We start from the raw sequence: 14279 nt of genomic DNA on the forward strand, positions 1-14279 counted from the left end.
CGGGCGGCTTTTATTTAGTTATTGTTAGATTGTGAAGAATTCGGGGTGGATATAGAAGGGTTGGAATCTTGGCCTTGATTCCCTTGCCCTTGGTTGCCCTGATTCCCCTCGTTCCCTTGATTCCCTTGGTTGCCTTGATCGTTCGGATTTCCTTGGCCATCTTGATTGCCTTGGTTACCCTGGTTTCCTTGGTTATTTGAGTTGTCTTGGTCGGGATTACCTGGGTTATTTTGATCGGGTTGGCCATCGTTGTCAGAATCACCCTGATCAATGTTTGGATCTTCAAATTCATTGTCTGGATCCTCATCCGGCTCCTCTTCGACGTCCGGCTCATCTGCTCCTTCTAGCAGCAGTTGGGTGGAAGTCGCGCCGCTTGTATAGCCACCCATGCTGGCAGTCACGCTGAATGTATAGGTCTTGCCTAATTCTGCTCCCTGGAAGACTGCTTGGTGATCGGCAGTAGTTGTGATACTTTGCGCTGCGCCTCCGTCAATCGATACGCTAACGTTGAACTCAGGATCTCCAAGATCTTCAAATTCATCTGGAACGTCATAATTCCACTGCAATTCAATGGAATTTGAATCGGCATCAAATTGTGCTGTCAAGTCAGTTGGACTCGGCAATTCAATCTGTTCTGGCACTTCTTGTATGGTAGGAAGTGTTCCCCTGACGAATAATTCCGTCCGCACTAAATTGCTCGGAGTGAACGAACTAGCCAAGGCGAGTGGATTACTGCCTTTGACAATTTTTGCTTCTTCCACTGAGTTTGGCTGTGTGAATCGGTCAGGATTGTTTGCAATGCTGCTCATGACCGTTTTGAATAATTTTTGCGGTACGTGTCGGCCTTTATCATATGTTGTAATTGGCGTTACATAATCCGCATAGCCACCCCATGTGGAGATCGTATACTCCGTCGTGTAGCCTGTGAACCAAGTATCGGGTACGTCTGTGTTTTTCATATTATGCTTTTTCATCGTATCGGAAGAGTAGTTGGTCGTCCCGGTTTTACCTGCGATGTCCATTCCGCTAATTGCAGCGTTTATAGCTGTTCCTTCAGAAGTTAAGACGTCACGCAACATATCTGTAATCATATACGCTGTAGAATCTTTCATCGCCGTCACGGGATCTGGACGAAGATTTTTCTCTGTTTTCCCATCACGTAGCGTGATTTTCGTCACGGCATGTGGTTTCGTGTAAATCCCGCCATTGCCGAATGCAGCATAGGCACCGGCCATTTGCACAGTGGAGAATCCGCCGCCACCGCCCAATGCGTCGCTGGAATTGATCGTGTCATAAGGTAAGCCAAGTGTCTCAGCAAACGCTTTGGCATTTTTTGCTCCGACTTCCTCGAACGTTTTAACGGCAGGAATATTTCTGGAATAGTATAATGCCTCCCGCATTGTCAATGACCCAAGGAATCGTCCGTCTGCATTATTGATGGATTTGTTCGTGCCTTTATATTTATATGGTTCATCTACAACTGTTTGACCTGTAGACCAGCTGAAGTTCTCAATTGCCGGGGCATAAGAGAGAATAGGTTTAATGACTGAACCAGGTTGCCGTTTTTGCTCCGCGAAGTTCAAGTTCCGTCCCGCATACTCACGTCCTCCGCCAACAGCGACAATGGCACCGGTTTTTGTATCCAGCACGGTCATGCCCGCCTGCATTTTTTCCGATTCATAATAACTCGGATCATCGAGGGCGGCTTCTACTGTTTCCTGTACTTTAGGATCGAGTGAGGTTTGTACCGTGATGCCTTCTGCCAATAAATCGGATAGACCAGCTTCCTCTAGCTCATCCAATACGGCGTCTACGTAGGCAGGGTACTTACCATTCGCTTGACGTTCTTCTTCAGGTAATAAAGTGGCTGTGACAGGTATTTCCTTAGCTGCTTCCATCTCTTCTTTTGTGATCTTTTCGTGTCGGTACATAAGTGTCAACACGATGTTTCGGCGCTTCTCCGCACGTTCTGGATGTTTGAACGGATTATAGCCATTCGGATATTGAGGCAATCCTGCAAGCATTGCAGTCTCTTGCAAATCCAATTCATTGAGCTTCTTGCCATAGAAATAGTTTGCTCCTGTACCGAAACCATATCGGTTACCGGACATTAATATTTTATTGAAATACATTTCGAAAATTTCTTCTTTTGAATACTCTCTTTCCAATTTAAACGCAAGCCAAGCTTCTTGAGCTTTTCTTTTTAATGTCTTTTCATCCGTTAAAAATGAGTTTTTGATTACTTGCTGCGTGAGGGTAGAAGCACCTTGGGAACCAAAACCGCTTCGTAAGTTTCCGAGTACTGCTCCGCCTAGACGATAGAAATCCAACCCGTGATGTTTGAAGAAACGGATGTCTTCAGTTGCTAAAATAGCATTTTTCATTTGTTCGGGTATTTCATCATACGGTACATAATCTCGTTTCTCCGCACCAAATTTCAAGAATATATCTCCATCTTTTGTTAGAAAGTTGGACGTGAGCGGATCTTTTAGAAGCTCTTCATCTAAATCAGGTGCTGTACTCGCATAATAGGCGAACAATGAAGCGCCTCCGACTAAGACGGCGAGACCTAGTATGACAACCGCCACTATGATTTTCTTGAACCATCCTTTAGGCGCTTTTTTACGAGGCTTTTTTCTTTGCTTCGCTTCCTCTTGCTTCCTTCTAGCGGTTCTTGAGTTTATATTGTCACTCATGCTTTTTCCTGCCTTTCAATGTCTTGATCTATTCGTTCGCGTTGAAGCCATTGTTCAACGGCTTGTAAGTAATCTAGCCTGGGTTGGTAACCTGTTGTAATCTCAATGGATCGCTCTTCCATTTCCTCCAATGTGATCGACTTTCTTCCGCCGTCTTCCATACGTTTCCATAGAGGGTGAAATTGTTCGAACGGCAATAAGAAGTAACGGTCAAGGGAACTGAAATGAATAATAAAAAAAGCAAGGCCCAATTGATCTATTACGTGCTTCATATGAAGCACTTGATGCAAATGAATATTTTGCAAAGGAAAAGATGTTTTATTCTTTGTCTCTTTCGCTTCGAAATCCACATAGCGGCCTTTATAGACCCCGTTATAGTCTGTAGTGGAAGGTGTGCGGAAATACGCTTCCGTGATGACTGCCGCGCTTCTAGCTGGATATCGGACATTGACTATTTGAATGGGAACCGGCTTTTTATGGATTACCGCCGTTTCATTAGCCAAATAATATTCATTCGTGTCATTTAATTCGTCTTCCAATGATTTACCACGGTTACTGAAGGAGTGGGCAAAGGTTTTCTTTTTTGCTGCTGGTACGGACGGATTATACTTTTTTCCGTTAGGATAACGAATCGCCAATGTGACCACCTCGCGCTCTTAATCATACCATACCCACTACTAGACGAGTTACCAAAAAGAAAGTTTCACAGCAATGTAAAGCTTTGAAAATTAACTTGCGGAATACTTGTTCGTAATAAGTGGAGTAGGGGCTGGCTTTCTGATAAAATATAGATAAGCATAGAGTGATGAAGGAGTTTTATATGATGAGTTTAGTTGAAGAGACAAAGAGCTTGCTTGCCATTTGTGACGAATGTGAGCAGCGTTTTTATACAATGAGAGAAACCGGTCATTCACCGGAGTTTTTTGAAGAAGTGAAGCCTTATGCGGACCGCAGCCATCGTGCGATCGCGGATTGGTCTGCGGATATGAAGGTTTGGATCAAGGTCGCGAAACCGCGATATGTTCATGAAGTGCAGATCGATTCATTAAAAGATTCGATGACGCAATTTGTCGTCCAATCTTTTTATAAAGAGACCGGGAAGAAGCGTTTTATCTTATCGATCAATGCCGCGCGCTATACATTACAGACTGTTTTGAATGCAATGGGCAATGAAACCGGAGAGGGCCGTCCGAATGAATAAACAAAATATACCTGAAACCATTCAACAATTATTTGCTGATCCACGTTTTGGGCCGAATATTTCCTATATCGAAACGTTGAAGGAGCAAGAAGCAAAACTTGCTGAATTTCCGCCTGCTTTGCATCCGTCCATTCGACACGCGTTGGCGGAAAAAGGTATTTCACAGCTTTACAGCCATCAAAGGCAAGCGTTCGACGCAGTCAGTGAGGGCAACTCGATTACGGCGATTACTCCGACAGCGTCAGGAAAGTCGCTTTGTTATCATCTGCCCGTGCTGCAATCCATCTTGGATAATCCGTCTTCGCGCGCATTGTATTTATTTCCGACCAAAGCATTGGCGCAAGACCAATTGGCGGATTTGCATGAATTGATCGAAGCAAGCGGGGAGACGATTTTAAGCCATACGTATGATGGAGATACGGTTCCAGGATTACGGGCAAAAGTTCGAAAATCCGGGCATATTATTTTGACCAATCCCGATATGCTGCATTCGGCGATCCTGCCTCACCACACGAAATGGATTTCATTGTTTGAGAACTTAAAATATATTGTGGTGGATGAACTTCACACATATAAAGGAGTGTTCGGCAGTCATGTCGCGCATGTGCTGAGGAGATTGCAGCGCATTTGCCGGTTTTATGGCAGTGATCCAATTTTCATTTGTACCTCTGCTACGATTTCAAACGCGAAAGAATTAGCCGAGAACTTAACGAATCGCGAAATGGTGCTTATCGATCAAAATGGCGCACCACGCGGAAAAAAACACTTCGTTTTCTACAATCCGCCGATTGTCCATGATGTCTTTGGCATACGAAGAAGTGCCGTTCTTGAAGTGCGGGATTTAGGTGCATTTCTTTATCAGCAGCATATTCAGACGATTATCTTCGCACGCAGCCGGGTCCGCGTAGAAATGCTCGTTACGTATATGAAAGAACTGACGAAAAAGAAGTTATTTGATGAGACGGTGATGGGGTACCGCGGAGGCTATCTTCCGACGGAGCGCAGAAAAATTGAAAGCGGACTGAAAAACGGTGATATACGCACGGTCGTCAGCACGAACGCTTTAGAACTTGGAATCGACATCGGTCAGCTGCAAGCCTGTATCATGACGGGATATCCGGGAAATATAGCAAGTGCCCTGCAGCAGGCAGGACGAGCGGGAAGGCGGCAGGAAGATGCGTTGATTATTTATGTAGCGCAGTCTATGCCGCTCGATCAATACATTATTAAGCATCCGTCGTATTTGCTGGGTCAACAGCCTGAAGAAATTCATATTCATCCGGATAATATGTTGATTTTAATGGATCACTTGAAATGTGCTTCATTTGAATTGCCGTTTTCTTCAATAGAAACATACGGTGAGTTCGAAGTGCAGGAACTGCTGGCATTTTTGCAGAGCGAAGGCGTGCTAATGCAAACATCGGATAAATGGCACTGGATGACGGATCGTTTTCCAGCAGGAGAAATCAGCTTGCGATCTGCTTCACAGGAAAATGTGGTTATCATCGATCAGTCATTTCCGAAAGAAACCCGGGTCATTGGAGAAATGGATCGTTTCAGCGCGATGACACTTTTGCATGAGGAAGCGATTTATTTGCATCAAGGCACGCAGTATCAAGTGGAGAAGTTGGATTGGGAAGAAAAGAAGGCGTATGTTACTGTCGTGGACGTTGATTATTTCACAGATGCGAATTTAGCGGTGGAATTGAAAGTGATTAGTGAAGATAAGAGGCAGGACGCGGGAGAACGGACGTATGCGTTTGGTGATTTGGCGGTGCTTGCGATCCCGACGATTTTTAAGAAGATTAAGTTTGATACACATGACAATATCGGATCAGGACCGATTTCATTGCCATCTGAGGAAATGCACACATCCGGCACTTGGTTGACATTCGATGTGCCGAGTGATTGGGAGAAATCAGATTTGACAGATGCGATGACTTCGGCGGCATACGCGATTCAGTCGTTGATCCCGCTTTTTATCAAGTGTGATCGTAGTGACATCCACGTTGTACCACAAGTGAAAGCTATTCATATGAAACGTCCGACATTTTTCATTTATGATAGCTATCCAGGTGGAATCGGATTGAGCGAGAATATTTATAGCCGATGGAGTGAATTGTTGACGCTGGCGGCCGAACATGTGATGGAGTGTCGGTGTGAGTATGGGTGTCCGGTTTGCATTGGTGCGCAGGAAGCGGGGCAGACGGAGAATAAGAGCCGGGCGGAGAGTCTTTTGAGGGAATTGGTGGGATGAAGCTGTAAGGTGATTTGGCTTAGATTCCTATTTTGATTTAGCTATACTGGTGGGAGCCCCAGAAATATTAAATATTGAATATAAGTTTCTTCGAGTTATTTCCGAGTTATGAAAATAAGGAGGAATGATTCATAATGAATGAAGAAGTGACCAAACTATCAGATCTGTTACTGCAAAGTCTTTATAGTTATCATTTTGCTACTAACGGCGATAGCTACATTCCGCCTAAAGCAATGCGGGGTGCCGATGTATACAGCAATACCGAAGCAGTAAACCTTTAACAGAGAGCGTCCATTTTGGGCGTTCTTTTTTTATGCTGGAGTCCTAGATTCGGTGATGATGTATGAATAGGTTTTGAGTGGTAGAAGCAACTAGACAATCTTTGGGAAGGATAGCATGTGGATGGCTATAGTCTGTTTGGGTTAAGTAATTATTATATTTCAATCCACGCTCTCAATAAAGAGAGCGACTTGTGGAGAGTTCTATTGGTATGACGGATGCTGCCATTTCAATCCACGCTCTCAATAAAGAGAGCGACAGTAGCGGCAGAAGAGAATAGCCGTAAAGTGAAATTTCAATCCACGCTCTCAATAAAGAGAGCGACGACTTTTGCATTGGATGAATTAAATTCGTCTGGATTATTTCAATCCACGCTCTCAATAAAGAGAGCGACGTCTGATGCCGTTTTCCGCGGATGCAGCGGCAGCATTTCAATCCACGCTCTCAATAAAGAGAGCGACACAAAATCATGCGGTCTGGTTTTTATATTTCATATTTCAATCCACGCTCTCAATAAAGAGAGCGACAGTTCGTTATCCTCGAAAACATCTAAAACATCCAATTTCAATCCACGCTCTCAATAAAGAGAGCGACGGACTCGACATAGGACAATTCTTTCAATGTGCCATTTCAATCCACGCTCTCAATAAAGAGAGCGACAAATTTTCAAGCGGAGCGGCCAAAAGTTTATGGATTTCAATCCACGCTCTCAATAAAGAGAGCGACACATTACGAAAGACATTCGGCTATCATTTTTACCAATTTCAATCCACGCTCTCAATAAAGAGAGCGACAAAGAGGATTTTAAAGACTACGCCCAACGTATGCATTTCAATCCACGCTCTCAATAAAGAGAGCGACAAATGTAACAAAGCTAGACACCAGAAATAAATATATTTCAATCCACGCTCTCAATAAAGAGAGCGACTAGATTCTGTAAAAGGCACATCGTTTGGCATGGGCATTTCAATCCACGCTCTCAATAAAGAGAGCGACTGGAGTGGCTTGTGCGTTTTCCCATCTACTTATAATTTCAATCCACGCTCTCAATAAAGAGAGCGACTCTTTTACATCATGCTTCTCAGCTAAATCCTTAAATATTTCAATCCACGCTCTCAATAAAGAGAGCGACCATTCAAAATGCACAAGCGGCCGAAACCGAAGAATTTCAATCCACGCTCTCAATAAAGAGAGCGACCCCCTTTGCATTTTATTTTGGCGTCAGAATGATCATTTCAATCCACGCTCTCAATAAAGAGAGCGACCTTTGGTATCTTCGTCATTCCAGATCATCGGCTTATTTCAATCCACGCTCTCAATAAAGAGAGCGACCGCAAAATATAGGCATTATCATCAACATGACACTATATCTTGTGTTTATTATTCTTTAAATTAATTTTACACTTCTTCTTTATGCCTGTTTGAATAAAAAGAGGCATAAAAACATACAAAATATGCGCGAACCTCCCTGAGTTTTCATGTTCACTTAACGTTCGCACATTACAGAATATATTCAATGTATCACAATAATTGGATGGAAACAAAAATTCTAAGTTTTTATTTGCGCATTTATTCTCCAACTACTTCCACTTGAGTTTAGCTGGATCGTTCAAATTCTATTCTTAATTTATTCACTATATAAACGTTTTCATCAACCGATAAACAAGTTAATCTTGAAATACTCTCTACTTAAACGATAGACAGAAGTCAGGAAAAATTACTGAAGGGACCTTCATCTAAATTAATTACACGGAGTTCTAGTGATCGACCGACGTGCTTTCAACTACTTTTTCTAAGAATGATACATAGCCTGACGCCTTTAGTTTATTGGACTTTCCAAAATAAATTTAAATATTCTTCAATATTTGGATAATTTATGATACATTGGTAATGATTAATTACGTGAAATAAGTCGTATAGACTATGAGTGGGGTGGATGTATTGTTAATCGCACATATTCGACAGAGTGATTTCGCTGAACAATCTGTTCAAGAGCATTTAGAAGAGGTGGCTGAGCTGGCTCGTCGTTTTGGAGACCTGGTCAATCTCGGGGCTCATGCCGAACTTTCAGGATTCTTGCATGATATGGGGAAGTTTACGGAGCACTTTACTACTTATCTGAAAAATGCAGTGCTTAAAAATAAAATTGCCGGCGAAAAAATCGATCACTCGACAGCAGGTGCAAAGTATTTGTACGAACGATACTATGGCATAGATCCTTTACAAGATTATGTAGTGGAGACAGTAGGAATGGCTGTCTTATCTCACCATTCGGGAATGCAAAATTTTTTGCAACCAGATTTAAAACCTTCCGATTATGTAAGACGTGTGACGAATGAGCAACTCCCTTATTATGACGAAGTAGTATTGAATTTTGAAAGTATAACTGGAAATATAGAAAGAGTTCAGCAACTCATAGACGAAGCAAAACTAGAAATGCAAAAATTTATTCAGCTTGTGAAACCACTTGGAAATGCAAATGTATATTTAACACTAATGCAAAAGTTAGTCTTTAGCTGTCTTATTGATGCGGATCGTACGAATACAAGATGTTTCGAAGAGAATAGCAATACTTCAGAAATGTATGCCGGAGACGTTTTTGAAATAGGATACCAGCATTTGATGGAGAAGGTTACGGAATTTAAACAAAACAACCAAGGTATCAACGCATTGCGCAATGAGATGTCGGAAAGTTGCGATATGTTTGCTGATTATCCATCAGGCATTTATACACTTACCGTTCCTACCGGTGGCGGAAAGACCTTTGCCAGCCTGCGCTATGCTTTAAAACATGCCCTAAAGTACAAAAAATCTCGAATTATATACGTTGTTCCTTATACGACGATTCTTGAACAAAACGCACAAGCTGTCAGGGAGATGATTCAACAACCAGAAGCTGTACTCGAACATCATGCAAATGTAGTAGATGATGAAGGGATAGATAATGAAACGGATTATTATAATCAGACTTATCACAAAAATATGCAGCTTGGCAGAGATAATTGGGATTATCCTATTATCTTTACTACCATGGTCCAATTCTTAGATGCTTTTTATCAAAAAGGGACGAGAAAGAGCCGGCGCCTACATAATTTGACAGACGCCATAATTGTTTTCGATGAGGTGCAATCCGTACCTTATCAACATAGGGAACTATTTCATTCGGCTGTCAATTTTCTTCAGGCAATCGGCAATAGCAGCATAATTCTTTGTACAGCCACGCAGCCTGCCAATGACGCGTCGATAAAGCAGATAAAGGTTCCATTGCTTTTGAAAAAGGAATCGGAAATGATTCCGGGATTGGATGAAGTGGTAGATGCGTTCAAGAGGGTCTCCATTTCCTCAGAAGTAGATCCGGACGGCTGGGATGCTGCACAGATTGCAAACTTTACAAAAAAGCTTTTGGAAGATCGTGATTCTGTCTTGGTTATTCTTAATACAAAAACTGCTGTGAAAAAATTGTATCAAGAACTGGAAGTACTACAAGATGTGTATGTTGCCCATTTAAGCACTTCGATGTGCGCGATGCATCGCAAAGAAATACTAGAACGAATCAAAGAAAAGCTAGGGAAAGAGAAAGTGGTCTGTGTCAGTACGCAATTAATCGAAGCAGGTGTAGACATCAGTTTTGAATCGGTTATTCGATCTCTCGCGGGACTGGACTCGATTGCGCAGGCAGCGGGCAGATGTAATCGTAATGGGGAAAGGGATCTAGGGGAGGTGTTTATCATTCGCTCCAAAGATGAAAATTTATCCAAGCTTCCTGAAATTCGGATAGGTGCAGAAGTAACGAGTGATTATATATTAACGAATCCTGCATATATAGATCGCTTACTTCATCCGAAAACCATCGAAACGTATTTTAGTCACTTCCTGGCGCAGGCTGAACGAGAAATTCGGATTGCGCCTCCAGAACTGGACTGTGATTTGTTTACTCTGTTGAACGGTACATCTGCTGCAAAACAGTCGAAGCAAACGAGATCTTCGGGGATGTTCAAAACGATAGAAAAGCACTTTGAAGCGATTCATTCTCCAACTACAGCCGTTTTGGTGCCATTTGGAGAAGGAGAAGAAATTATCGCTAGCTTGAATGAAGATATACGTGATTTTAAGCTATTCAATCAGCTGATCAAAAAAGCACAGCAATATAGCGTAAATCTTTACACACATGAACTAAGGATATTAGATAATGAAGGGTTGATCGAATCCCTTTACGAGGATTCTATCTATTGTTTAACAAAGAAAGCCTATGATCTTGAATATGGTGTGACGTTAAAAGGACAAGCAGGATTGCAATTGGAATTTTATTAGGGAGGTGAATGAAGTGAGAAATCAAATTGAATTTATTGTGCACGGCAAGTACGGACTATTCACAGATCCAGTAACTCGAATTGGTGGGGAAAAGTTTACGTATCAAATACCAACCTATCAGGCATTGAAAGGCATTACAGAATCAATCTACTGGAAACCTACAATCACTTGGTTCATCGATGAAGTACGAGTGATGAACCCGATTCAGACAGAAGTAAAAGCGATTCGTCCTATTAAGTATCAAAGCGACGAAAATGATTTGATGTACTACACCTATTTACGTAATCCAGCATATCAAGTTCGCGCACATTTTGAATTTAACGAAAACAGACCCGATCTTGCGTATGACCGTAACGAACATAAGCATCATAATATTTCAAAGCGTTCTGTCGAGAGAGGTGGAAGACGAGATATTTATCTTGGGACAAGAGAATGTCAAGGGTACGTCGAAGCGTGTACGTTTGGTGAGGGAGAAGGGTTCTACGATCAGTACGGCGAGATCAGTTTCGGACAAATGTTCCATGGATTTACGTATCCTGATGAAGGAGATCAGAAGTCGTTTCAAGCGCGCTTATGTGTACCGGTCATGAAAGATGGAATCATTCAATTTAACCGTCCAGAAGAATGCGGAATTATTAGAACGATCCACGAAGAGCTGGTGAAATCATTTGAGAAAGGCATAAACTTTACTTCGGTAGATGAAGAATACGTAATGATTTTTGAGGAGGTGGACAAATGAGTTGGATGAAACAGCTGGCAGAAGTGTATGATCACAACGTTCATCGAGTGGGAGAGTTCGAGGAAAGAAGAAAACAACGGATGACACTATTGCCGGTATCGCATGTAATGCAGAGTGCTCAAATTGCGGTGTTACTGACCCAAGACGGTGAATTCCATAGTGCGAGGGTGATTGAGAAGGAAAATGCTCGAACGATAGTTCCAGCGACTCCTAATTCAGCAAATAGAGCTAACGCAAGTGCACCACATTTCATACATGATAAATTGGCTTATGTAGCAGGGGATTACGTGCAGTTTGGTGGAAATCCAAAATACGTAGAGCATCATCAGAATTACAGGAAGCAAATGAAAGAATGGGCGGAATCGGAAGGAGGCTCTAATAAAGTCCAATCTATCTATCACTATATTGCTAAAGGCCACATGATTAAAGATTTGGTCGAAGCTAAAATTCTTTATCTTAATGCCGAGGGAAAGTTGTTGGATAAATGGCCGGCTAATGCCGAAGAAGAGAAGCCTGACATTTATAAAGTTATTCCTGCCGAAGCATCCTCTGCCTTTGTCCGTTTTGACGTTATGCATGAGACAGCAAGCGATCCAAACGTATGGGAAGATAAAAAGATATTTGATAATTTTATTGAGTTCCTAGCTAGTGTTAATAAAATGGAAAGCGGAATATGCTACATCACGGGAGAAGCAACCGCCTTAACGACTCAGCATGGATCGCGTATTCGAAATGCAGGCGATATGTCCAAATTGATTTCTGCTAATGATAGTTCAGGTTTTACATATCGGGGACGTTTCGCAAAACCGACGGAAGCGGTGCAAATTGGCTACGAGACATCTCAAAAAGCGCATCATGCATTAAGGTGGCTGATTCAAAGGCAAAGTACGTACGTAGATTCCCGATATTTTATAACATTTGGGAAAGAACAGCCGGACGTGCCGAATCAATTTGATGGCACCTTGGATCTATGTAAGAGTAGCATAGAAAGTTTTGAGGATATTTTTGCAGATGAAACCGCAGAATTCAGCCGGAAACTTGCCCATACTGAAGAGTTGGTAGCTGCAGAATTGAACAAAGCTATACATGGTATGCGCCATACGCTCAATCAAGATTATCTGGAAAATATTATTGTGATGGCACTGGACGCAGCCACCAAAGGCCGACTTGCAATTGTCTACTATCAAGAACTAAGTGTCGATTTGTTTTTAGATTCGATTGAGCAATGGCATAGCACTTGCAGATGGCTACAAACACATAAGAATTCCAATACGAATAAGATACAAACTTTCATCGGCACACCTTCTACTTATAGATTGGCAGAAGCTGTTTACGGGAGTAAAGCCGATAGCAGGATTAAAAAAGATTTTTATACAAGGATGCTTCCTTGTATCGTGGAACAGAAGCCCCTGCCAAAAGATATTGTGTCATTGATTTTCAATCGCGTGAAGAATCCATTCAGTTTTAAAGGTACAACAGAGTCATGGGATGCAACGCTGAATATTGCCTGTGCATTAGTCAGTAAACAGTATGAAAGCGAGGGATATAGCGTGGCTATTCAAGAAGAGAATAATTCTCGAGACTATTTATTTGGGCGTTTGCTTGGAATTGCTGAAGTCATGGAAAGAAGTATTCTGAAAGAGCGTGATGAAAACAGAGCGACAAATGCCACTCGGTACTTCAATGCGTTTTCCCAACATCCTGCCCGTACATGGATGGTGATTCGTAAACAGCTGTCACCTTACTTCGAAAGATCTGGAAGTAATGCAGGGTATTATGCGATGAGATTGCAAAAAGTTGAAGACCGATTAACAGTGGAACAAATGACAGACGCTCCGCTCGGTCCGGTGTTCTTGCTCGGCTATAGCAGTCAAATTCAAGAGATGTATACGAAAAAGGGGGAGAAAGAACATGTCAGTATTGAAGAATAAAATTGATTTTGCGGTAGCATTTACGGTGAATAAGGCTAACCCGAATGGTGACCCACTAAACGGCAACCGACCACGTCAGGATTTTTTTGGTCACGGTGAGGTATCAGATGTTGCGATCAAACGCAAATTGAGAAATCGGCTTCAAGATGAAGGTGAATCTATTTTGGTTCAATCAGATGAGAGAAGATCCGACGAATACAGAAGCATAAAAGATCGAGTGGAATCGATTGATGAGTTAAAGAAACTATTATCAAAAGCAAAAGCAACAGGAACAGATGAGCAGACTGCAGAAATGCTCGCATGTGGGAATTGGTTTGATGTGCGTGCTTTTGGACAAGTATTCGCTTTTAAAGGCGCGAAGATGTCGATTGGAGTTCGCGGTCCAGTATCTATCCATACAGCAACAAGTATCGAACCTGTCGATGTTACAAGTATGCAAATCACAAAAAGTGTAAACTCAACAACCAATGAAAAGGATCCGAGCCAAAAAACATCGGATACGATGGGTATGAAGCATCGAGTAGACTTTGGCGTTTATGTTTTCTATGGCAGTATCAACCCGCAACTTGCTGAACGTACTGGCTTTACTTGTGAAGATGCAGAAAAATTAAAAGAAGCATTAAAAACGTTATTTGCGAATGACGCTTCATCTGCCAGACCTGATGGCAGCATGGAAGTCAATAAGGTATTTTGGTGGGAACATAATTCAAAACTAGGTCAATATTCCTCGGCTGCAGTGCATCGAACTGTGAAAATAGAAAAAGTGGGCGATGCTATGAAGTCGTCTATTGAAAATTATCAAATTTCTGCGACACTTTTGGAAGGGCTTTCTGTCGAAGAATATGTTGGGATATAACGAGGAAGA

The 14279-nt window shown here is 42.1% G+C and carries 9 protein-coding genes and 1 CRISPR repeat array; of the genes, 7 read left to right on the plus strand and 2 right to left on the minus strand.

Annotation, left to right across the window (positions count from 1 at the left end):
- Window positions 1-14: 14 nt before the first annotated feature.
- Together MKX97_RS06750 and recU are read right to left on the minus strand one after the other, a co-directional pair.
- Window positions 15-2696, minus strand: coding sequence for a PBP1A family penicillin-binding protein (locus tag MKX97_RS06750; RefSeq protein ID WP_342537230.1), 2682 nt, complete (start codon window positions 2694-2696; stop codon window positions 15-17).
- The gene (gene recU / locus MKX97_RS06755; RefSeq protein WP_342537231.1) at window positions 2693-3334 is read right to left on the minus strand and encodes a Holliday junction resolvase RecU; all 642 of its coding nucleotides are present in this window, start codon (window positions 3332-3334) and stop codon (window positions 2693-2695) included. The genes MKX97_RS06750 and recU overlap by 4 nt, the downstream gene beginning before the upstream one ends.
- A 182-nt stretch (window positions 3335-3516) precedes the next feature.
- Here recU and MKX97_RS06760 point away from each other — a divergent pair, with 182 nt between their 5' ends.
- The 7 genes from MKX97_RS06760 to cas7c all read left to right on the plus strand — a co-directional run bounded on the left by MKX97_RS06760 (window position 3517) and on the right by cas7c (window position 14270).
- Window positions 3517-3897, plus strand: a complete 381-nt coding sequence (locus tag MKX97_RS06760; RefSeq protein WP_342537232.1) for a YppE family protein — start codon at window positions 3517-3519, stop codon at window positions 3895-3897.
- Window positions 3890-6154 (plus strand): DEAD/DEAH box helicase, encoded by a 2265-nt coding sequence (locus MKX97_RS06765; RefSeq protein ID WP_342537233.1) that lies wholly within the window; start codon window positions 3890-3892, stop codon window positions 6152-6154. Before MKX97_RS06760 ends, MKX97_RS06765 begins: the two co-directional genes overlap by 8 nt.
- Window positions 6155-6288: 134 nt before the next feature.
- Window positions 6289-6435: a hypothetical protein gene (locus tag MKX97_RS06770; RefSeq protein ID WP_340758701.1), complete on the plus strand. Its 147-nt coding sequence runs from the start codon at window positions 6289-6291 to the stop codon at window positions 6433-6435.
- Between the two features lie 156 nt (window positions 6436-6591).
- Window positions 6592-7765: a CRISPR direct-repeat array (repeat unit 33 nt; unit sequence ATTTCAATCCACGCTCTCAATAAAGAGAGCGAC).
- 609 nt (window positions 7766-8374) lie between these two features.
- Window positions 8375-10744: a CRISPR-associated helicase Cas3' gene (gene cas3 / locus MKX97_RS06775; RefSeq protein WP_342537234.1), complete on the plus strand. Its 2370-nt coding sequence runs from the start codon at window positions 8375-8377 to the stop codon at window positions 10742-10744.
- Window positions 10745-10757: 13 nt separating this feature from the next.
- Window positions 10758-11483 (plus strand): type I-C CRISPR-associated protein Cas5c, encoded by a 726-nt coding sequence (cas5c, locus tag MKX97_RS06780; protein ID WP_342537235.1) that lies wholly within the window; start codon window positions 10758-10760, stop codon window positions 11481-11483.
- The gene (gene cas8c, locus MKX97_RS06785) at window positions 11480-13414 is read left to right on the plus strand and encodes a type I-C CRISPR-associated protein Cas8c/Csd1 (RefSeq protein ID WP_342537236.1); all 1935 of its coding nucleotides are present in this window, start codon (window positions 11480-11482) and stop codon (window positions 13412-13414) included. The genes cas5c and cas8c overlap by 4 nt, the downstream gene beginning before the upstream one ends.
- On the plus strand, window positions 13395-14270 hold the full coding sequence (gene cas7c / locus MKX97_RS06790) for a type I-C CRISPR-associated protein Cas7/Csd2 (RefSeq protein ID WP_342537237.1): 876 nt from the start codon (window positions 13395-13397) through the stop codon (window positions 14268-14270). The genes cas8c and cas7c overlap by 20 nt, the downstream gene beginning before the upstream one ends.
- Window positions 14271-14279 lie beyond the last annotated feature (9 nt).

Origin of the sequence: Sporosarcina sp. FSL K6-3508 (genome assembly GCF_038615825.1) — a bacterium.
In the GTDB taxonomy this organism is placed as follows: domain Bacteria; phylum Bacillota; class Bacilli; order Bacillales_A; family Planococcaceae; genus Sporosarcina; species Sporosarcina newyorkensis.